19 protein-coding genes and 1 pseudogene are annotated in these 22,444 nt (G+C 36.5%); 13 read left to right on the plus strand and 7 right to left on the minus strand.

Going from position 1 to position 22,444, the window contains the following annotated elements:
• The first annotated feature begins 1 nt into the window (after position 1).
• The 3 genes from nreA to nreC are packed head-to-tail and all read left to right on the plus strand — an operon-like array spanning position 2 to position 2,169.
• Entirely contained in the window at positions 2-469 is a 468-nt protein-coding gene (gene nreA, locus ACF3N8_RS03950) for a nitrate respiration regulation accessory nitrate sensor NreA (RefSeq protein ID WP_009384081.1), read from the plus strand.
• Complete coding sequence (locus tag ACF3N8_RS03955; RefSeq protein ID WP_238101717.1) at positions 466-1,515, plus strand: sensor histidine kinase; 1,050 nt, start codon at positions 466-468, stop codon at positions 1,513-1,515. Before nreA ends, ACF3N8_RS03955 begins: the two co-directional genes overlap by 4 nt.
• Positions 1,516-1,518: 3 nt before the next feature.
• Entirely contained in the window at positions 1,519-2,169 is a 651-nt protein-coding gene (gene nreC / locus ACF3N8_RS03960) for a nitrate respiration regulation response regulator NreC (RefSeq protein ID WP_392450292.1), read from the plus strand.
• 304 nt (positions 2,170-2,473) lie between these two features.
• On the opposite strand, the gene ACF3N8_RS03965 is transcribed toward nreC, so the two are convergent.
• Positions 2,474-3,940 carry an L-lactate permease gene (locus ACF3N8_RS03965; RefSeq protein ID WP_238101716.1) on the minus strand — a complete coding sequence of 489 codons (1,467 nt, stop codon included), beginning with the start codon at positions 3,938-3,940 and terminating at the stop codon, positions 2,474-2,476.
• Positions 3,941-4,013: 73 nt separating this feature from the next.
• Entirely contained in the window at positions 4,014-4,271 is a 258-nt protein-coding gene (locus ACF3N8_RS03970; RefSeq protein ID WP_009384076.1) for a branched chain amino acid aminotransferase, read from the minus strand.
• A 109-nt stretch (positions 4,272-4,380) separates the two neighbouring features.
• Between ACF3N8_RS03970 and ACF3N8_RS03975 the strand changes: the two genes are divergently transcribed.
• The 7 genes and pseudogenes from ACF3N8_RS03975 to ACF3N8_RS04005 all read left to right on the plus strand — a co-directional run bounded on the left by ACF3N8_RS03975 (position 4,381) and on the right by ACF3N8_RS04005 (position 12,934).
• Positions 4,381-4,935: an XRE family transcriptional regulator gene (locus ACF3N8_RS03975; RefSeq protein WP_238094123.1), complete on the plus strand. Its 555-nt coding sequence runs from the start codon at positions 4,381-4,383 to the stop codon at positions 4,933-4,935.
• 409 nt (positions 4,936-5,344) lie between these two features.
• Positions 5,345-6,502 (plus strand): NarK/NasA family nitrate transporter, encoded by a 1,158-nt coding sequence (locus ACF3N8_RS03980; protein WP_238101715.1) that lies wholly within the window; start codon positions 5,345-5,347, stop codon positions 6,500-6,502.
• A gap of 320 nt (positions 6,503-6,822) precedes the next feature.
• The gene (locus ACF3N8_RS03985; RefSeq protein ID WP_238101714.1) at positions 6,823-8,886 is read left to right on the plus strand and encodes an AAA family ATPase; all 2,064 of its coding nucleotides are present in this window, start codon (positions 6,823-6,825) and stop codon (positions 8,884-8,886) included.
• 188 nt (positions 8,887-9,074) lie between these two features.
• Complete coding sequence (locus ACF3N8_RS03990) at positions 9,075-9,431, plus strand: DUF3139 domain-containing protein (RefSeq protein WP_009384072.1); 357 nt, start codon at positions 9,075-9,077, stop codon at positions 9,429-9,431.
• A 371-nt stretch (positions 9,432-9,802) separates the two neighbouring features.
• Positions 9,803-10,879 carry a M42 family metallopeptidase gene (locus ACF3N8_RS03995; RefSeq protein WP_009384071.1) on the plus strand — a complete coding sequence of 359 codons (1,077 nt, stop codon included), beginning with the start codon at positions 9,803-9,805 and terminating at the stop codon, positions 10,877-10,879.
• 183 nt (positions 10,880-11,062) lie between these two features.
• Positions 11,063-11,954, plus strand: a pseudogene (locus tag ACF3N8_RS04000) (DMT family transporter).
• Positions 11,955-12,025: 71 nt separating this feature from the next.
• Complete coding sequence (locus tag ACF3N8_RS04005; protein ID WP_017176804.1) at positions 12,026-12,934, plus strand: hypothetical protein; 909 nt, start codon at positions 12,026-12,028, stop codon at positions 12,932-12,934.
• Positions 12,935-13,377: 443 nt separating this feature from the next.
• On the opposite strand, the gene ACF3N8_RS04010 is transcribed toward ACF3N8_RS04005, so the two are convergent.
• Positions 13,378-13,728: a DUF4889 domain-containing protein gene (locus ACF3N8_RS04010; RefSeq protein ID WP_238094127.1), complete on the minus strand. Its 351-nt coding sequence runs from the start codon at positions 13,726-13,728 to the stop codon at positions 13,378-13,380.
• 202 nt (positions 13,729-13,930) lie between these two features.
• Between ACF3N8_RS04010 and ACF3N8_RS04015 the strand changes: the two genes are divergently transcribed.
• Positions 13,931-14,140, plus strand: coding sequence for a YozE family protein (locus ACF3N8_RS04015; protein WP_009385455.1), 210 nt, complete (start codon positions 13,931-13,933; stop codon positions 14,138-14,140).
• Positions 14,141-14,550: 410 nt separating this feature from the next.
• Here the strand turns inward: ACF3N8_RS04015 and ACF3N8_RS04020 are convergent, their stop codons facing one another.
• On the minus strand, positions 14,551-15,489 hold the full coding sequence (locus ACF3N8_RS04020) for a magnesium transporter CorA family protein (protein ID WP_009385454.1): 939 nt from the start codon (positions 15,487-15,489) through the stop codon (positions 14,551-14,553).
• A 411-nt stretch (positions 15,490-15,900) separates the two neighbouring features.
• On the opposite strand from ACF3N8_RS04020, the gene ACF3N8_RS04025 reads away from it, so the two are divergent.
• Positions 15,901-17,574: a Na/Pi cotransporter family protein gene (locus ACF3N8_RS04025; protein WP_238100903.1), complete on the plus strand. Its 1,674-nt coding sequence runs from the start codon at positions 15,901-15,903 to the stop codon at positions 17,572-17,574.
• A 104-nt stretch (positions 17,575-17,678) separates the two neighbouring features.
• Here ACF3N8_RS04025 and ACF3N8_RS04030 read toward each other — a convergent pair whose 3' ends face one another.
• Positions 17,679-18,053: a DUF4870 domain-containing protein gene (locus tag ACF3N8_RS04030; protein WP_009385800.1), complete on the minus strand. Its 375-nt coding sequence runs from the start codon at positions 18,051-18,053 to the stop codon at positions 17,679-17,681.
• A gap of 189 nt (positions 18,054-18,242) precedes the next feature.
• On the opposite strand from ACF3N8_RS04030, the gene ACF3N8_RS04035 reads away from it, so the two are divergent.
• A complete protein-coding gene (locus ACF3N8_RS04035) occupies positions 18,243-18,665 on the plus strand; it encodes a DUF2871 domain-containing protein (protein WP_009385799.1) in 423 nt (140 codons plus the stop codon).
• Between the two features lie 1,082 nt (positions 18,666-19,747).
• Here ACF3N8_RS04035 and ACF3N8_RS04040 read toward each other — a convergent pair.
• Both ACF3N8_RS04040 and ACF3N8_RS04045 read right to left on the minus strand, forming a co-directional pair.
• Positions 19,748-21,106: a sugar porter family MFS transporter gene (locus ACF3N8_RS04040; protein ID WP_017176802.1), complete on the minus strand. Its 1,359-nt coding sequence runs from the start codon at positions 21,104-21,106 to the stop codon at positions 19,748-19,750.
• 174 nt (positions 21,107-21,280) lie between these two features.
• Complete coding sequence (locus ACF3N8_RS04045; RefSeq protein ID WP_238101713.1) at positions 21,281-22,276, minus strand: acryloyl-CoA reductase; 996 nt, start codon at positions 22,274-22,276, stop codon at positions 21,281-21,283.
• Between the last annotated feature and the right edge of the window lie 168 nt (positions 22,277-22,444).

The raw sequence follows: 22,444 nt of genomic DNA on the forward strand, positions 1-22,444 counted from the left end.
AATGAACCCAAATTGCTTTTTACAACATGATTATCAACAGCAATTAGATGAATATAGAGAGAAATATCAATTTGACTTTGCTGGTATTGCGCTACCTGATAATAATGATGTAGATGGCGTACCCGTTATAAAATGGCGTTATGTGTCAGGCAATATCAACGACCGATACAAGCGTATTATTCTGCGTAACGGTAAAGGTTTAGCCGGTAATGTAATGAAGACAGGCAAAGAATTCATCGTACCGGATGTTTCAGAAAGTTTATTTAGTAACCAATTATTTAACTACCCAATTCTTGTAAGCGAAGCACTCACGGCAGTTGTAGTGCTTCCTTTGTGGTTTGAAAATAAAGTTTGTGGTGTGCTTTTATACGGTCAACGTGAGGGCAATCATTTGCCTCATTATGGCGAAATCGACAAACTTCGCACTGGCATAGGCGCTTATTCTTGTAAAGATCGAGGTGTGTTATGACGACGGATAATACAAGTTTGAATCAGCTATTAGATCAATATTATAAACAAACGCGTGAAATGATTATCTTCTTAGATCGTGAGGGTAATGTGCTTGAAATGAATGAAGCGGCGAAGCACGTTATCTCTGAGGAAAATGACTATAGCGGTGTTACGCATGCTGTGTGTAATCGTTGTGAAGGGTATTCAAACGAACATGCCTTACGTTCTTGTCAAAATTGCTTTTTAGAAGCAGAATCGATGGACAACACGAGCTTTCAAGTATTTATGCGAACAACTCAGAATAAGATTGAACCTTTTACTGCAACGTATCAGACGATTGATGCGGAAAAGGGCATCAAGGCATTTACGCTTCAAAATGTGTTACCACAAATTGAACGTCAGGAAAAACGTTATCAGCAGGAAATGATTAAGAAAACGTTACTCGCTCAGGAAAATGAACGTAAGCGTATTTCACGTGATTTACATGACGGTGTTGTACAAGAGCTACTCAACGTTGCTGTTGAGTTAAGGCTTTTGAAGTATCAGGACCAAATGGATGCGTTAATTAATGATTCGAAGCGTATTGAGGGACTAATGAGTAAGTTAATTGATGATATACGTAATCTATCAACGGAATTAAGACCGTCTTCATTAGATGATCTAGGTTTAGAGGCAGCGTTTAAGACGTATTTTAAGCAGATTGAATCGAACTATGGTCTTGAAATTCACTATCATGGTAACCTAGAAAGTGCAAGATTTAATAATGAGATTGAAACAGTCGTCTATCGTGTTGTGCAAGAAGCGATATTTAATGCTTTAAAATACGCAGGGGTCGATGTGATTGATGTGAATGTACATCTTGAAAGTGAAAAGTTGATCGCTGAAGTAGCCGATAGAGGGAATGGCTTTTCAAGGACGGAGAAACCAAAAGGTAGTGGACTTGGTTTATATGGGATGAACGAACGAGCTGAACTCGTGAATGGCCAATTAGATATTGAGACAGAAATTGGAAAGGGAACGATTGTCACACTCGTTGTACCGATTACGGATAAGTTAGGAGAATAGATTGTGAAAATTGTAATTGCGGATGATCATGCGGTAGTTAGGACAGGGTTTTCGATGATACTTAATTTCCAGGAAGATATGGAGGTTGTGGCGACGGCCGCTGATGGCGTTGAAGCGTATCAGAAAGTGATGGAGCACCAACCTGACGTGTTAATTATGGATTTAAGTATGCCACCTGGTGAATCCGGTTTAATTGCTACGAGCAAGATTACTGATAGTTTTCCGTCAACTAAAATTCTAATACTGACGATGTATGATGATGAAGAATACTTATTCCATGTGCTTAGAAGCGGTGCGCGCGGTTATATCTTGAAAAATGCACCTGATGAACAGCTTGTAAGTGCCGTGCGTACGGTTCATAAGGGTGAGACGTTTATTGATCCTAAGATGACAACGTCTTTAGTGAACGAATTTGTGTATACGAGTCAAAAGGACGATTATTCAAATGATCCGTTCAAGATTTTAACGAAGCGTGAACTTGAAATCTTGCCGTTGATCGCGAAAGGGTACGGTAATAAAGATATTGCGAATAAGTTATTTGTTTCTGTTAAAACGGTGGAAGCGCATAAAACGCGTATCATGGATAAGTTGAACTTGAAATCGAAGCCTGAGCTTGTGGAATATGCCTTGAAGAAGAAGTTACTTGATTTTTAATTGGATAGCTAAGATGTAAGCACTCATTGCGAGTGCTTTTTTATTGTGGTTTGAAGGTGGGCGAAAACGTGTTAGTGATTTGGAGGAAGGGAATTTTACTGAGGTATGAGTAGGTGGACGGCGGTGGGATAGATGTGGTAGAGGCCGGAGAGAGGTTGTCGTGATAGCTTGAAACTTAATGGCGAGTCAACAACCAAGCAATGTAGCAATAAAATTTAATATTTTAAGTTTAATAATATGAGAATAAAAATTATATTGATTGATGTAATGACCTTTTTAGCTAACCTACATAAATTAAAATATTTTAGATAAAGGTAATTATTAAAAAAGACACTACTATTAAAGTTAGTGTTGAAAAAGCGGTTATCTTTATGAATTCTCTTTGTAATTTGCTTTCATGTTCTTTAATGTCGCATAAATTAGCTGCTAATAATATACGAGAAGGTGTACTCATAGTTGAATTAGAAGCAGATGCATTTTGTAATCCAGCGATTAAGCTCGTTGATAGATTTAACTCTCTCGCAGTATGGATCTGTAACTTCATGAACATAGCATTAGCTCCAGTGTTACTACCTGTTAAAAAACCTCCAACACTACCTATAATGCCTGAAATTACAATAAAATATTTACCGACATTATTAATTCCGTTTGAAATAGTAGTTATCATTCCAGAGGTATCCATAATTTCAGCCATTGAAATAAAAAGTGTAGTTGAAATTACAAAAATTCCCCATTGATTCAAAGTTTTATGCAATGACTTAAAAATAATGTGTGCATTTATTTTAAATTTAATTATAGTGTAAATACAAGTTATAATAAGCCAAAACCCTGGAGAATGTAAAAGTAATAGTCTAAAGTTAAATTTTTCAATAGATATTACAAAATGATTTTTTAAAAAGGTTTCAAAAATAGGTATGGTACGTGAAATTAGAACTAAAATAGTTAAGAAAATATAAGGGCTTAATAATTTGATTAGTGCATTAAAGGATTTATTAGTTCTTCCATTTTGAATGTTTATATGAGTTATGCCAATTACTAGTGTTAATAAAGAACTTAGAACCCCAGCAAGTTCTACACTAATAAAAAAATTGAAGAAAATATTAGATAACGAAAAAATTAAGGTATATATTAGTATTTTATATATATTGTTTTTTAATAAAGTAGAGCCTCCGAGTATATAGATACATAGTCCTAAAAAGTATAATATTGATGGAACGGTTAATATTGAAGTCAAAAACCCTACATGCTTTAAGTCGAGATTGACTATTTCAGTCCCAATAACAGTACCGGTAGCTAAAGCCCCCCACGGAACAGCTAATAAACTTAAAATTCCTATACAAGCTGCTTTATAGTGATTAATTTCTAGTGACATTAAAATAGGAGTAATTACTAAAAATGCTGTACCAAAACCGCTTGTTGATTCTATAAGAGGTGAAATACATACAACTAATATTATTACTTGAAGTACTTGGTCATTAGTTAAAAGTTTAATTTGAGTAGAAATGTCTTGTATTTTTCCAGATTCATTCATTAAGTGAAAAAGTAGTACTCCGAAGAATATTACATATGCTGCTATACTTGATATCAAAATCCCGTTTACAGAGGATTCAACTACTTTATAGAATGTGATTTGATAGGGAGTATTAATTAAAACTAAAATAGCTAAAATTGTAAATGTTATTATTCCAGTTTTAAGAGCTGAAAATTTTAATATTAAAAGACAAGCTAGAACAATGACTAAAGGTAATAAGGCTAAGATCAAATGAATCATATCATCACCTACTTAGTTATTTATATCGTTTATGATTGATTTTGCATTAGCTACTATTGAAAAAATCATACGGTTAGGAGGTGTTGATATATAATTCAAGCCTTTGTTCACTACGTGTTGAGATAGCCATAGTATAAACAAATATTAAGTCTATTATCTTAGCTGACTTATAAAGTCTTTCAATTTGTTCATTTAGTTGAAAAATGTTTTTCGAATAGCACCTATTTCCTTCATACACTCCATATCCATATAAAAGTCCATGATCATAAACGCTAATTTTAGCGTATTCTTTAGTAAAAAATTTTTCATCAATGAAAATCACATTTTCCATATCCCTCCCCCCTTTTTGATTTCAAGTTTCTACTATAGTAGAATTAGGTTAAGTATACTTAATTAATAGTTACAATACAAGAAAAATTTCTACTATAGGAGAACTATATATGCAGTTTCATGAAAATGTTAGAAACAAAAGAGTTAGTAAAGGCTATTCATTGGAAGCGCTTTCGAAGAAAACTGGTGTAAGTAGAGCAATGTTATCTAAAATTGAAAGGTGTGAAAAACAACCTACTATTAAAGTAGCTGCTCAAATTGCTAAAGGGTTAGATACTACCATTTCAGAGTTATTAGGAGAATTGGAAGCAAACAGAGTCGTAAAAATTAAAGCAAATAACCATTTAAAATATGTTGACCCTGAAAACAGTTTTGAGAGAAAATTATTATCTCCAAATGTAGGGTCAAATATTGAATTTATCTTTAATAAGCTACCTTCCAATTCTGCAACTGGACTTTTTCCCGCACACACTTTTGGAGTGAAAGAATATATTTATATTTTAACAGGCGAAATTACTGTGGAATTAAGTGAAAATAATGACGTTCAAAGGTATTATCTTTCAAAAGGGGACTCATTTTACTTTGAGGCTCATGTAGGCCATCAATTTATTAATAATAATGAAGATCTTTGTGAATATATATTAGTTATAGATTCGTCTAATTAAATAATAAAGGGTATAAAGGTGGTTATAAATGAGCTCATAATTAGAATCATCATTAAAAATTTTTATACTGAGCTTATATCCCGTTTAATAAAACTGAGGTAAAAGATATCTTTAAGAAGTTTAATAATTCTCGTTTTTGATCGAAATGATTTTTTACATATTTTAACTTCAATCATACGACTACTTGAACCCCCATTTTCAAGAAGAGGGAAGGGAGCAGCCTATAGCACCCACAATCATGAGAAATAATTCACAAGTACAGGGAAATACCTAGCACCCTATAGGGTTTATCCTTATGTTCAAAAATTCACAAACACCTTACAATGAAGATGAATTAAAAGTCGTGAACATGGTTGGATCATAAATCATGTACGACTCGAAAAATCTCATGTTAAAGGGTGAAATCAAAATGAATAAGTCAAACGGGAGCTTACAGTTAACTCTACAAACGTTAAGTTTAGTAGCGGGATTCATGGCTTGGACGATTATCGCGCCACTGATGCCATTTATCTCCCAAGATTTTAAAATCACAAGTGGACAATTATCGATTATATTAGCGATTCCAGTTATCCTGGGGTCAGTGTTACGTGTTCCATTTGGATATTTAACGAACATCATAGGTGCTAAATGGGTGTTCTTCTCGAGCTTCATCGTGTTGCTTGTGCCGATATTCTTCTTAAGCCAAGCGACTTCACCGACGATGTTAATGATTGCAGGCTTCTTCCTTGGAGTTGGGGGCGCCATCTTCTCAGTAGGGGTTACATCGTTACCTAAATATTTCCCTAAAGAAAAAGTAGGTCTTGCGAACGGTATCTACGGCATGGGGAACTTAGGTACTGCCGTTTCAGCATTCCTAGCGCCACCTATTGCAGGCGCTATTGGTTGGCAAAACACTGTACGTAGTTACTTACTTGTAATGGCAATATTCGCGTTACTCATGTTTATCTTCGGTGACGGCAAAGAAAAGAAAGTCAAAGTGCCATTAGTAGCTCAATCTAAAATATTAATGAAAAATTATCGTTTATACTATTTAAGTTTCTGGTACTTTATTACATTTGGTGCTTTCGTAGCATTCGGTTTATTCCTACCAAACTATTTAGTTGAACATTATTCAATCGACAAAGTCGACGCAGGTATCCGTACAGGTATCTTCATCGCGATTGCGACGTTACTACGCCCAATTGGCGGTATCTTAGGTGATAAATTCAACGCTGTTAAAGTATTAATGTTTATGATTGTACTCATGATTGCAGGCGCATTTGTGCTTGGTTTCTCAAACGGCATTCTATTATTTACAATCGGTTGTTTAGTGATCAGCGCTTGTGCTGGTATTGGTAACGGTTTAATCTTCAAACTCGTACCATCTTACTTCTCTAAAGAAGCAGGCGTTGCCAATGGTATCGTGTCGATGATGGGTGGCTTAGGAGGATTCTTCCCACCACTTGTTATCTCAGCTGTGACAAGTGCAACAGGTACAAGCCACTTCGCGTTTATCTTGCTTGCGATCTTTGGTTTAATCGCGCTCGTAACAATGTGGCATCATTCTAAGAAACTTACGCATGCTTAATATACACTAAGGTCAAAGTTTATCTCTTTGAATAGGAGAGATAAACTTTTTTTTTGACGTTAGTTTGACCTTTTTTGATTAATTTTATCATTTCTTCTTTATGAAAAGCCCTATAAGTACTGTTACGACAGGTTTTAAAGGACTTTTCAAAAGGTGAAGAAAAGTTAATATTTGACCTTGACTATCTTTGACCAATGGTATATAATAAGACATGTAGTCAGTTAGTAAGGCATAAAAGATCCTGAAAGAAATGAAACTGACTTACTCGAGCAACGCTTTGACGTTGCGACTACAACTAAATATTAATGAGGTGAAATTGTATGAATAACAACTTTTTTGGTAATGATTTTGATGCAATTTTTAGACAAATGATGCAAGGTATGAATGATTCAAATAGTACAAGAAAATATTATATTAATGGTCAAGAAGTTTCAGAAGCAGAGCTTCAAGCTATGAGACAAGGACAAGACGGTGCGCCTACTGCTTTGAAAGAACAACCAAGTCAACAAGATGATAGTTTCTTAGCGAAACACGGACGTAATTTAACACAAGAAGCTCGAGATGGTTTACTCGATCCAGTGATTGGACGTGACAAAGAAATCCAAGATACTGCAAAAGTTTTAAGTCGTAGAACGAAAAACAATCCAATGCTCGTAGGTGAAGCTGGTGTCGGTAAAACTGCAATCGTTGAAGGACTAGCGAACGAGATTGTGAAAGGTAACGTACCAATTTCCATTAAAGATAAAGAAATTTATGCAGTTGATATCTCTTCCCTTGAAGCAGGTACGCAATACCGCGGGGCTTTTGAAGAAAATGTGCAAAAACTTGTAGATGATATCAAAGAAAAAGGGAATGTGATTCTCTTCTTTGACGAGATTCACCAAATTATTGGTTCTGGAAGCACGGGTTCTGACTCAGGTAGTAAAGGTTTATCCGATATTCTTAAACCAGCGTTAAGTCGCGGTGAAATCGCGCTAATTGGTGCGACAACGCAAGATGAATATCGAAACAACATCTTAAAAGATGCTGCCTTATCAAGACGCTTTAATGAAGTGCATGTTAAAGAGCCATCTTCAAAAGACACAATCAAAATTTTAGAAGGCATCCGCGATAAATTCGAAGAACACCATCAAGTGAAACTTCCAGATGACGTTCTAAAAGCGTGCGTAGATTTATCGGTTCAATTTATTCCTCAACGCTTACTCCCAGATAAAGCCATCGATGTATTAGACATCACTGCAGCTCACATTTCAGCACAACATCCCGTAATGAATAAAGTAGAAATTGAAAATACGATAAAAGAGAAAGAATTAGAAAAAGAAAAAGCGGTTAAAGATGAACAATATCAAGAGGCAGATCGTCTCCAAAAAGAAATTAAATCTTTAAATGAACAATTAAATCAAGATGTACAAAGTGAAACTAAAGTAGCAACTGTATCAGACGTATCTGATTCTGTAGAGCGCTTAACTGGTATTCCAGTTTCTCAAATGGATGCATCTGATATTGAACATTTAAAGAATATTTCTAAACGCTTAAAAACTAAAATTATCGGACAAGATGATGCTGTTGAAGCTGTATCTCGCGCTATTCGTCGTAATCGTGCAGGCTTTGATGAGGGTAATCGACCAATTGGTAGTTTCTTATTTACAGGTCCAACTGGTGTAGGTAAAACTGAACTTGCAAAACAACTTGCGATTGATTTATTCGGTAACAAGAACGCGATGATTCGCTTAGACATGAGTGAGTACATGGACCAAACTGCGGTTTCTAAAATGATCGGTACGACTGCAGGTTATGTGGGTTATGATGATAATTCCAATACACTTACAGAAAAAGTACGTCGCAATCCTTACTCAATTATTCTGTTAGATGAAATTGAAAAAGCGAATCCTCAAGTCTTAACGCTATTACTTCAAGTTATGGATGATGGTAACTTAACAGATGGACAAGGTAATATCGTCAACTTTAAGAACACGATTATTATCGCAACGTCTAACGCAGGATTCGGATATGATAAGGATGATGAAGGAGATATCATGGACAAATTAAACAACTACTTCCGTCCTGAATTCTTAAACCGTTTCAACGCAATCGTCGAATTTAATCATTTAAATAAAGATAGCCTACATGAAATTTTAGATTTATTATTAGATGATGTACAAATCACATTAGATAAAAAAGATATTTCTTTAGAAGTTTCAAAAGATGCAAAAGCATGGTTAATTGAAAAAGGCTATGATGAAAAGTTAGGCGCAAGACCGTTACGTCGCGTCGTAGAACGTAACGTACGTGATAGAATTACAGATTACTATTTAGATCATTCAGACGTAAAAGACATCAAAATCGATGTAGACAATGATGAAATTATCGTACATGGTGAATAAAGATTGACTAGGTTGGGTCATCGTGACAGGACGATGGCCCAACCTTTTTACATAAAGCACTTAAATTGATTTTGAAAGTTTTGTGACGTATGAACGTATATAAAACCTGGCGACAAAGATTCGTGTTACGATAGGAAGCGTATGGTAAAATATGATAAATTGAGTAGATATTAAAGGATGATAAAATTATGAAAAAATATTGGAAACTCATCATCATTCTTATTCTTATTTTTATATTATGCGGGTTAGGGTTCTTTGGATTCAAAGGTTATCAAAAGCATCAGAACCTAGCCTTTATAGACTCCTTTGTTAAAGACAAGGGTTGGGATAAAGATATTAAGAGTGAAAAAAGTGAATATGATGCTAGAAAAGGTATCTTCTTTAAAGAGATTCAATATAAAGATGAACCAAACCTTACGTATATCGTACAACCAATAAAAATGAAAAAAGGTATTTATTCTCAAGGTTTTGATAAAAAGACTAAGAAGAGTAAAAAAGATGCTAAGCGTAACTTCTTTAGCCAAGAATATAAGAAAAAAGATTAGCGCTTAGATATCGTAGCGTTACAAGCGAGGCATTTAAATTAGTTACACCCGTGTCGTTAGCGGCACAAGCGATTCTGAATTAGAGCTCCGAATGATTAAACGTTCATTCGGGGCTTTTTAAATGTTGCTAACGTTAAGTAGTGCTGCACGTATCTAAGTCACATCGCATATAGTTCCCAACAACGCCCCTCGTCCTCGTACCCCAAATGACGCCATCTCCACGGTATACTCTCAACCCAATCAACCTCACTTTTTAATTATTTCAACACTTTAACGCTTTTATATATAAAATGAATAAAAATCAAATTTGTAATATTCAAATTAATTTAATGTTAAAATGTATTTGAGACTATTAAAGGGGGAAATTTAAATTGGATAAAACAACTCAATTATTAAAACAATTAACTGATCTTAACGGTATTGCTGGACATGAATACAACGTTAAGAAGGAAATGAAGTCGTTACTTGAACCTTATAGTGACGAACTGATCGAAGATAACTTAGGGGGCATTTTCGGGAAGAAAAACGCGACGAACGGCTCTAAGACACTTATGTTAGCCGGTCACCTAGATGAAATTGGATTCATGGTAACTTATATTGAAGATAATGGTTACATCAAGTTTACGCCAGTTGGTGGTTGGTGGAACCAAGTCATGCTTTCTCAAAAGTTAACCATAACTACTGACGAAGGTAAAACATACCGTGGTGTTATTGGTACGAAACCACCACACATCTTAACGCCAGAAGAGCGTAAGAAGCCTGTTGAAATTAAAGATATGTACATCGATTTAGGTGTTAAAGATAAGAAAGAAGTTGAAGCGTTAGGTATCGAGCTTGGTAACATGATTACGCCTTATTCAGAGTTCGAAACGCTCGCGAATGATAACTACCTTTGTGCAAAGGCTTTTGATAATAGATTCGGATGCGCGCTTTCAGTAGATGTTATGGAAGCTTTAAAAGATGAGGACATCAACATCAACTTAGTTTCAGGTGCGAATGTGCAAGAAGAGGTTGGTTTAAGAGGTGCGAAAGTTGCGGCAAACAAGATTAAACCTGACTTAGCAATCGCAGTTGACGTGGGTGTTGCTTACGATACACCAGGTTTATATAACGAACACCACAACGGTAAGTTAGGCGATGGACCGCTCGTTCTATTACTTGATGCGACAAATATCGGTCACTATGGTTTCAGAAAGTATATTAAAGAAGTTGCGAAAGATAAAGGCATTAATGTGCAATGGGATAGCATTCCAGGCGGCGGTACTGACGCTGGTAGCATGCATTTAGCTAACGAAGGTGCGCCAACAATTTCAATCGGCATTCCTTTACGTTACATGCACTCTAACGTTTCAGTGATTCATAAGGATGACTATCTGAACGCGGTTAAACTCGTAACTGAAATCGTGAAAGGTTTAGACGACGATAAAGTTGAATCTATTAAATGGTAATTGCTTTCTTTTTGAAAAGCCCTATACAATGGAACGCTTTACTTTAGACGGAATTTGAAGTCGATCGCGACTTCAGTTCCGTTTTTTTTATTTACGGTCATATTGCCTTTTGATGAATAGTCATGATAAAGTAAATGAAATCGTCACACAATTTAATAAAAATATTATTAAGGGGTGAGTTACATGGTGCAAACTGATAAACGTTGGTTTGGCTACTTACTCGTTATCATAGGGGCTACATGTTGGGGTGTCGGTGGTACGGTTACGCAGTGGCTTTTCCAGAAGGCGCACCTACCTGTAGGCGAGTTCGTTGCGATACGGTTGATACTCTCAGGCGTGTTATTACTCATCGTGTCTTATTTTATTAATGGTAGAAGTATGATGTACATATGGTCGCACAAGTCGTCGGTCGTTAAAATCTTAATTTACGGGTTACTTGGTATGCTTGGCGTTCAGTTTACGTTCATGACTGCAATCAAGCATGGGAACGCAGCGGTTGCTACGCTTCTTCAATATTTAGGACCTATCGTCATCATTTTATATTATGTTATGCGTAAGAAAGCGACCTTTAAGCGTAAGGAGGCCATCGCGATACTTCTCGCGTTAAGTGGTACGTTCCTACTATTAACGAACGGGCAGCTTGATAACTTATCGGTACCAATGCCTGCTATCATTTGGGGACTAATATCAGCGATTGCGCTCGCGTTTTACACGATTTATCCAGTTCCGTTACGGGTCGTTAAGCGTTGTTGGATGGGCGATGCTAATTGGTGGCATTGGACTAAGCTTTATATATCCACCATGGCACATGGATTATTTAAGTTGGTCGATGATGACCATTATTTGTTTTATGATTTCGATTGTCTTCGGAACGATGATTGCGTTCTGGTTTTATATTGAAAGTTTGAATTACATATCGCCACAAGAAGCAGGGTTACTTGGGACAATCGAACCACTGATGGCAATCTTAACATCGGTACTTTGGTTACATGTTTCATTTGGTATCTTCCAAATGGTCGGCGTACTTTGCATCATAATGATGGTCGTTTATCTCTCAATAGCTGACAGTAAATGAGGTCGAGTTTTATGACGGGGTGTTGTACAATGAAGGTGAAATATCATTAATATTTGAAAGGTAGGCCTGTCATGGTTAAACGATTGATAAGTGCGAATGCCTCTGAAATCACGTCGATGTCTAAAGAAACGTTGTTGCAAAGTATTAAAGCTTGTGAAGGTCGCGTTGTTCTGAGTGAAAATATTGTTACGGACCAACCCATTATACACGATGTAACCAACGCCGAAATTGCACGTGCGCATGGTGCTGATTTAGTGCTTTTAAATAAGTTTGATGTGTATCAATGCTTTATAGAGGGCATGCCTGAACATTTGAACAGTAACCAGAATGTGATTAAATCGCTTAAGAAACTGATTGGGTGTCCCGTCGGATTAAATCTCGAACCGGTAGATATTGATGCGGACATGGTTGAGTCGCGTCATGCGATTGCAAATGGCCGTATTGCGACGGAACATAATTTAGAGCTTGCGTCAAAGTTAGGCTTTGATTTCGTTACGTTCACGGGGAATCCTTCGACAGGCGTATCGAATGACAAGATTAAAGAAGCGGTTAAGATGGCGAAAACGAGCTTTGATGGTTTAGTGTTCGCTGGTAAGATGCATGGTTCAGGTGTGAAGGAACCCGTTGTAGATTTGGATTTAGTAAAAGCCCTTATTAAGCACGAAGCGGATGTCATCCTAGTTCCAGCAGTAGGGACGGTATATGGGGTTAATGATCAAATGATTGATGAGGTTGTTCAACTCGCGCATTATCATGATAGGCAAGTGATGAGTACAATCGGTACGTCACAGGAAAGTTCGGACCCGGCGACTGTAAGAGAGATTGCGATTCGAAATAAAATTTTAGGTATAGACATGCAACATATCGGTGATGCTGGGTATGGCGGTTTAGCGCCTGCTTCAAATATTATGGCGCTAAGTATCGCGATTCGTGGCGAACGCCATACCATTTCAAGAATGTCTCGTTCGATTATGCGATAAAAGTGATTTGAAGTTTTTAGGTAGGGTTTCTATTAATTTCCTTTAACAGCATGCTTTCCTGGGGCGTGGCTGGAGCCTGTAGTCTCTAAAGCCCAACTCAAACTTTCAGTTTGTTAGTTGGACTTACAAAGTAGCAATGCTACTTTGTACCACGCTTAAGCCCCGGCTTCCTTAGCTTGTTAATTTGCTAGCGCATAAAGCTCAACCCGAATTTTCAATTCGTTGGTTGAACTTACAAAGAAGCATGAGCTTCTTTGTTCTTTAAGATGTGCCGGGGCCCTGGCCTCTGAGTCAGCTGTTAGGAAATTAATCATGAATGCTTGTACTATGACTCACTTTTTTAGCTTTTAAAACATTCTTTTATCATCTATTAATTTCCTTATAAAAAAAGAACCTCGCATTGAATACATGTCATTTACATGTAAGCAATGCGAGGTTTTATATTAGTGTCCAGGCATATCGTGAATCTTCATCATTAGACCGTGCGGAATATCATCGTGCTCGACCACTTTACCTTTAGTAAATGTTTTACCTTCATCTGGCGAAGAAAGTCGTACAAAATCACCTTTTTGAGGTTTGAAATCGCCTTTAGGCTTAACATCTACATTTTCAGTTACTTTATGCGATTTTTCGCTCACGATCTTTTCAGCCGTATGATCATCTTTCATATAACCGTAATACGTATCTACTGGCTTCATCGTTAAAAGCAACACCGTTAAACCAATTGTAACGAGCAATAACGCAATAATTGATACAATACCAATCATTTTATTATTCTTTTTATTATTCTTCATCTAATCGAACCTTTCTTAAAGCGGTTAACTTCAGTTATATACGAAATAGTTTGTAAAAGCAAATGTTATTATTATCAAGCTTGTATGAAAAATGTTAAATGTGTACAAATTATATATTTTTTGCATATTTTTTGGAAAAAGAGTATTTTTTTAGGTATAAAAATGCTATGGTAGAATTAACATCAAAAAAGAGGTGATTGTAATGAGCTTTTATAAATATATGGAACGCTATATTGGAGACGAAACGCCTTTAGGTCAAGTTGCCACAGTTATTTATAACGATAAGAACTTCCCTCAAGATATGAATAACACTGAAGATATTTTAGCTTATATGCAAGACAAGCCTTCTGATTCAAACTGTTCAATTGAAAGTCTTAAACGTGCCATTCAAGTTTTTCACCTTACTGCGTAAGAAAACTCATTTATTCTCAGATTAATATTCTGAATATTCAGTTACAAGTGCTCGCACTTATTTATAACACGCACTTTCTTTATAAAAAAGTATGAGCACGCGTTTCCTTTTTAGTATACCCTCTTAAATGCTTTTAATGAGAATTCCAAAACTATTACTAAATATTAAATTTCTAAATGTCAATTAATTGTATTTAATTTAACATTAAGTTGAGTTTAAATTATAAAAATTAGGTTAATTTTGTCGAAAATATGGATTGCATATCATTATTTTAGGTTAAAATGTATTATAACTTCTATTAAGTCAACACTTACTAATAATTATATTATATAATTTAGGTAGGCTTATATAGTAGTTAATAAAAAAGGATACCAAGCCTTATAAAGCTTTGATATCCAAACATTATTATTTTAAATTTTATTCTTTCGCCACAAAAAGATACCTGTTACACAGATTAGGATAAGTGAAATTCCGATAATCATGAGCCAGGACACAGGACTGTCAGTACTTATTGGTAGTTGCACATTCATACCAAAGAAACTGAACACAAGCGTCGGCAACGTTAAGAACACCGTGAAAAGCGTTAGTGTTTTCATGATGGTATTCATTTCATTCGATAATAGTGATGTATAAGATGACGTGATACTTTCTAGAATACTAATGTAGAGTTCAGTCGTATCTAGTGATTGCTTATGTTCAACATGCAAGTCTTCAAGCAATTCTTGATCTTCTTCAAAGCGCTTAATCGCTGGTAATTTGAAAAGGTTTTTAAATACAAGTGAATTCGTATTTAAAGCGGCAAAGAAATAAAGTAAACTCTTCTCAATTTCCATAAGATCATACAGATGCTTATTGGTAATGCCGCGTTTTAAACTTCTTTCCGTACGAATTCGAGATTTATTTAATAACCTTAAATTTCGGTTATATTGCGTTGCGATATCAAGGAGTAACTTAATCGCAAACTGACTTCTAAACTTAAGGTTTAAAGGTTGCTGCTTGAGATACTCTAGAAAGTCATATTTTTCCGAGCATATCGTGATTATTTGATTCTTTGAAAGTATGATACCGATTGGGGTGGTGGTAAATGACATTACTTTTCGCTTACTGTCGTTAACGATTGGGAAGTCAATGATAATCAGTGAGTGACCTGAGTCAGAATCATATTCTGTACGACCACTTTCTTCACTGTCCAGTGGATCCTCAATAAAGTCCAAAGGGATATTGAAGGTACGCGTTAATGTTTCAATTTCTTCACGAGAAGGTTGTACAACATTAAGCCACTGACTTTCATGCCAATCTGAAACTTCACAAATATTTAAGTTATCATCATTTTTATATGCTTGAATCATATTCTGAGTCCTTTCTAAAGTAAATGCACAACAATTTACTTTTAATAACTCATTGATTATACGATTGAATGTGCTTTTTCACAAGGTTAAATTGTAATTTAACCCTATTACTTTAAAAGTCCAATCACGTGGTAACAAAGGTGATTTAGTTAGCATAGCTAACTTGAAAGCGATAACATTAATGTCATTGTAATTTTTCTAAATTCAAATTATTTTCGAAAAAGGCTAAATTCGTTTCATTTTTTACTTTAAAAGCCACGCGCGGCAGCGCTTTTACACAAAATTAACATAATTTAACAAAATTCAACTAAATAAACATAAAAAATGAAAACTTTATATTTTCTTAACATAGAGTTAACAATGTTTAGAGATAATTAACTAGTAATTTATAAAAGAAGTGAGGTAGGACGAATGGAGCTTTCAGTAACTGAAACAATTTTTACGTTTCTAGGTGGACTGGGTATATTTTTATTCGGTCTTAAACAAATGGGTGATGGTTTACAGTCAGCAGCAGGTGATCGCTTACGTAACATCTTAAATATCTTCACATCTAATCCTGTATTAGGTGTTTTAGCAGGTATGTTAGTAACAATTTTAATTCAAAGTAGTTCTGGTACGACAGCAATCACAATCGGCCTTGTTAGTGCTGGTTTCATGACATTGCGTCAAGCAATCGGTGTTATCATGGGGGCAAACATCGGTACAACCGTAACTGCTTTCTTAATTGGTATTAAATTAGAAGATTATGCATTACCTTTAATTGCATTAGGTGCATTATTAATCTTCTTCTTTGCGAAAAGAAAAGTTAACAACATCGGTCGTATTATCTTTGGTTTTGGTTCATTATTCTATGGTTTAAAACTCATGGGTGATGCCGTGAAACCATTAGCGAAATTAGACGGCTTCAAGGATTTAATGTTAAGCATGTCAGACCATCCATTACTAGGGGTAGCAGTTGGTACAGGTCTTACTGCTTTAGTACAAAGTTCAAGTGCGACAATCGGTATTTTACAGAAATTCTTCGAAAGCGGCATGTTAGATATTCATGCAGCTATTCCAGTATTATTCGGTGACAACATTGGTACAACAATCACTGCCGTATTAGCAGCGTTAGCTGGTTCATTAGCAGCTAAACGTGCAGCAGCTGTACACGTATTATTCAACTTAATTGGTGTATTCTTATTCATGTTAATCCTTCCATTGTTTACAATGTTTATGCAATGGGTTCAAAAGATCTTACACTTAAGTCCAGAATTAACAATTGCTTTTGCACACGGTACATTCAACGTTACAAACACAATTATTCAATTACCGTTCGTATTCGCATTAGCATGGTTAGTAACTAAAATTATTCCAGGTAAAGACGTTACAGAAGCTTACCAACCAAAACATCTTGACCGTAACCTTGCTTACCGTGCACCTGGTATGGCACTACAACAATCACAAAAAGAAGTTCAAAACATGGGTGTGCTAGTTGGTTCTATCTTAGATGACTTATCTACTAAAGACCCTGCAAAAGAAAAAGACATCGTTCAAAAGTATCAAGCAGTTGATACAATTGGCGACAGCATCCGTCATTACTTAGTACGTATTTCAACACGAGATTTATCAACTACAGATGGTGAACGTTTATCAGTAATGTTCGATATCAATAAATCGATCTTACAAGTTAACGAATTAGCACGTGAATATTTAGAACAACGTAGACGTCAAAAACGTAATAATATCAAAATCACAGACGACGCGCAACGCGGTGTCGATCGTTTATTCGACCACGTTAAATATTCTTACAAGAAAGCCATTGATACAATCGACGTATATGACGATGTAGAACGTGATGAAGTTGTACAACGCAGTAAAGAAGCTTACGACCTAGAACACGACTTAAGACGTAATCACATTCGTCGTTTAAACCGTGGTGAATGTTCAACAGACGGTGGTTTATTATATGTAGATACAATCACAGTAATTGAACGTATCGGTTATAACTCACGTAACATTTCTGAATCAGTAATGGTACTAGAAGATACACCAGAACCAACTGACGAAGAAGTTAAAGAAGTTCAAGAACAAGAATCTAAATAAGATTTTAAGAAAGGGCGCCATTAAGTTGGCGCCTTTTTTCATTTGGAAAAGTCCATTAAGAAAGCCTGGGGCAACGACGTGTTACCTCAGGCTTCAACTCTGTTTTATTTACTATATTTATATAACGTTTGGTCGTTAATAAGTACTTTAATACCCATTACGATATTGATGATAAAGAACACAAGACCAACTAGGCAGCTTAAGCCAAGTAGGACAAGCATAAAGATGATAAAGCCACCGCCACTATTACTGTCGCCAGTAGCTGCAATAGCGATAATAAAGCCAATGTATGAAATACCCATTAATATAGCTGGGATTAAATGATATAGTAACGCTCTTAATGCGTGCCCTTTAACAGCTTTCGTCGCTAGGAATAAAACAATAATCGGAATAATTAAAGGTGCAAAGAAAACACTAAAGTAACTTAGAGCTGACAATAATCGATCATTCTGGTAATTCGTTTCTGATTGGTGATCCATAATAATTCCTCCGTTATTTTTCAAATTGCATAATGCCATTTTACACATAATTCTAGAAAAAAAGAAACAGTTAAGGAATAATTAATAAAATCTGATTATTAGAGATTGTCAAACATAAAATTGTCACGAAAACGCTATTTTATTTAAAGGGATGTTATTTTATACTTAAGGAAAAAGGGAGGACTTAAGATGAAACGTATTCTTTATGCATTTTTTACATATACAATGCTAGGTTTATTCAGTGGCTTTTTCTATAGAGAATTCACAGTGGCACATCACTTTACTGGCGATTCACAATTAAGCATCGTCCATACACATTTACTTACGCTAGGCATGTTCATGTTCCTAATGCTGATTCCAATTGAACATTTATTTAAGCTAAGCAGCTACACGCTCTTCAACTGGTTCTATTACATTTACAACATTGGCGTCCTAACAACAATCGCGATGCAATTCGCGAATGGTATCAACACAGTTTTAGGTAACGAGAAGAACCCTGCACTATCAGGCATTTCAGGCCTCGGTCACATCGCGCTAACTGGTGCATTTATCGTGCTATTCTTCCTACTACGCCAAGCAATTATCAAGAACCCTCGTAACAAAGCTAAATAATTCATGATGATCGTGATCCGGAATTGTCGTCCGGGTCACTTTTTTTATATACTTCTTTTGTAAATGTGTGTGTAGTTGTCTATTAAAGTTTTTATCTTCTTTTTTGAGAATGTTGGTAATTATAGGAATTAATGCCTAATCACATTTTTCATACGCCTTTTTGAAAATGGGGGCAGATGCAGGTAGGGTGTTTAGTGGTCCGTAAGAGCCAAGTGAGATCGCGACATGGCTCTAAAACGGTAATAAGAGCCAAGTGAGATCGCGACATGGCTCTAAATCGTGAATAAGAGCCAAGTGGAACTGCGACATGGCTGTAAAACAGAAATAAGAGCCAAGTGAAGTCGCGACATGGCTGTAAAACAAGAATAAGAGCCAAGTGGAACTGCGACATGGCTCTAAATCGGGAATAAGAGCCAAGTGGAATCGCGACATGGCTCTAAATCGGGAATAAGAGCCAAGTGGAATCGCGACATGGCTCTAAATCGGGAATAAGAGCCAAGTGGAATCACGACATGGCTCTAAATTAGCAATTATATCCATGTGGGTATATCACATGGATATAATAGTTACAGTATGAATTAGTGTTATTATCTCTTAGCAACTAGTGAGGAAACTACAAGTCGCTAAAAGCCCCGTAGCCAACTAGTGAAGATACCACAAGTCGCTAAAAGCCCCGTAGCCAACTAGTGGCGATACCACAAGTTGCTAAGAGAGCTGTTGCCAACTAGTGACGAAACGACAAGTTGCTAAGCGAGCCGTTGCCAACTAGTGACGACACCACAAGTTGCTAAAGCCCCCGTTGCCAACTAGTGAGAAAACCACAAGTTGCTAAAGGCCCCGTTGCCAACTAGTGAGGAAACCACAAGTCGCTAAAGGCCCCGTTGCCAACTAGTGACGAAATCACAAGTTGCTAAGAGGACCGTTGCCAACTAGTGGCGATACCACAAGTCGCTAAGAGGACCGTTGCCAACTTGTGACGACAGCACAAGTCGGCAAGCGCTCTATCACCCCCTCGCCATACAGCCCCCATTTTCCAAAAAATAAAAAAGCAACCCTGACTTAACAGGATTGCTCATTTAGAATTATTCGACATGCTTAGCTGAAGTAGCGCTTGTACGTGAACGTAAGTCTGCTTCGATTTCTTCTAAACTTCTACCGCGTGTTTCAGGTAGGTATTTCATAACGAAGAAGAATGCCACGATACCGATTACCGCAAAGATTAAGAATACATATTCAATGCTTAATACTTCAGTTAATTTAGGGAAGAACTGTGCGACTAATAAACTACCGATTGATAACGCTAACGCGGCGATACCTGTCGCAGCACCACGGGCACGCATTGGGAATAGTTCTGGTAACATAACCCATAAAATTGGTCCCCAAGTTGCACCGAAGAAGATGATAAATAATGTTAAGCATGCGATGATGATCCATGCTGATGACGTAATACCGATTGTCCAAATTAAGATAGCCATCGTTAATAATGACGCCACCATACCGATATTACCGATCATTAATAACTTCTTACGGTCGATTTTATCTACAATAAAGATTGCCACGATCGTTACAAGCACGTTAACCGTACCGATACCAACCGTACCTAAGATAGACGTTGAATCACCAAGTCCAGCTTTAGATAAAATTTTCGGTGCGTAATAGATAATTGCGTTAATGCCGACTAACTGTTGTAAGAGTGCGAACGCACAGCCAATAATTAATGTCGGACGAATCCATGAAGATTTTAAGACGTTCCATGTACTTGCTGAAACGCGGTTAATCTCTTTCATGTTTTCAATCTCAGTGTCAATTTCTGATTTTTTAAAAGTCTTTTCCATAACGCGACGCGCACTCGCTTCACTACGATGCTCTAGAAGCCAACGCGGACTCTCTGGCATGAAGTACACACCAATCATGAGAATTAATGATGGAACAATTGCAAGACCTACCATCCATCTCCAACCTTCAATAGGCGCGAAGGCATAGTTGACGAGGTAAGCGGATAAAATACCGATCGTAATCATTAATTGGTTTAACGAACTTAAAGAGCCACGTGCTTCAGTTGGTGCCATTTCTGATAAATAAACCGGCACGATAGCTGTTGAACCACCGACTGCTAAACCTAAAATAAATCGTCCTAATACTAAGAAGAATAGGCTAGGTGACAATGCTAGAGTTAGCGCACCTAGGATAAATATAATCGAAATAATAAATACGAGTTTTCGTCGTCCCAATCTATCCGAAAGCGGTCCACTAAATCCTGAACCAATTATTGCGCCGACTAACATAGATGAAACTACGAGTCCTTCAGTATTGCTTGTTAAAGGAATGTCATTATTAATAAATAATAATGCGCCAGAGATTACACCAGTATCGTAACCATAAAGTAATCCCCCGAGTGCACCTAGAAAGAAAATCAGCGTCTTATTTGTGTTTTTATTCATGAAGAATTTCCTCCTAATTCTATGCTACGCAAATAAGTATACGCTTACATTTCATTCATGTAAATTGCTATTTTGTTAACAATTAATGTCATTTCTAAAAATAAATATTCACGATTAATGATTAAGATTGATTTTTTGAAAAGCCACATGGTTAAAACCATCCAATTTTTGAAATTACGATTTATTAGGCATTTTCACTACCATGCGACCGTATACTTTATGGTCTTTCAACTTCTCTAAACCACTTTCCAATTCTTCAAAAGGCACGACCGTCTTAATATCGTGTAAGAACTCAGGCTTTAAGTCTGTGGCTAAACGTCTCCATAAACGTTCACGCATCTTCATGTCACAATACACAGAATCGATACCGAGTAACTTAATACCTCTTAAGATAAACGGTAATACAGTCGATTCAAATTTAGCGCCGCTCGCATTACCACTTAAAGCAATACCGCCATTTGGTTTCACTGTCTTAATCACTTCACCAAGCGTTTCACCGCCTACAGGATCGATTACACCTTGCCAAACGCCTTTTTCTAAAGGTTTCGAAGAGTCAGAGGTAATACGGCTAATTACGTCTTTAGCGCCAAATTTCTTCATATCGTCCTTAAGTTCATCATGACTCGTACTCGCTGTAACCTTGTAACCAAGTTCACTTAACATCATTAACGCGAGCGAACCTACACCACCAGAAGTCCCACGTACAAGCACAGGTCCTTTATCAACCGCAATACCGCTATCTTCTAAACGTTGAATAGATAAAGCAGCCGTAAATCCAGCCGTACCAAAGACCATGGCTTCTTCGAGCGTTAAATCCTTAGGTACTTTCACAGCCCAGTCACCGGGTACGCGCACATATTCACTAAAGCCGCCATCATGACTAACGCCTAATTCATACCCCGTTACGACGACTTCATCGCCTTCTTCAAAGGAAGGATGGTTAGACTGTGCTACCACACCAGCCGCATCGATACCAGGGATAATTGGATAATCTTTAATCACTTTACTACGCGGGTTCGTCGCGAGCGCATCTTTAAAGTTAATGCTTGAGTAATGTACATCTATTAAAACGTCGCCTTCAGGTAAATCGTCTATCGTCATCGTCTTGAAAGCGCCAGTTGCCTTGTCATCTTGTGCAGTAAGTTCATAAGCTTTAAATGTATCTTTCATGATTACGTCACTCCTTCGCTTGTTTAATAACTATTATATTCATGTAATACCCGGATTGAATTGTGACATTTATGTGCCTTTTTGAAAATGGGGGCAAGGAGAGGTACTAAAATTTAATAAATATTTTATAATAACGTTTACTTAAATGAAAATACAGTGATATAATAA

Source organism: Staphylococcus massiliensis, assembly GCF_043186315.1.
In the GTDB taxonomy this organism is placed as follows: domain Bacteria; phylum Bacillota; class Bacilli; order Staphylococcales; family Staphylococcaceae; genus Staphylococcus; species Staphylococcus massiliensis.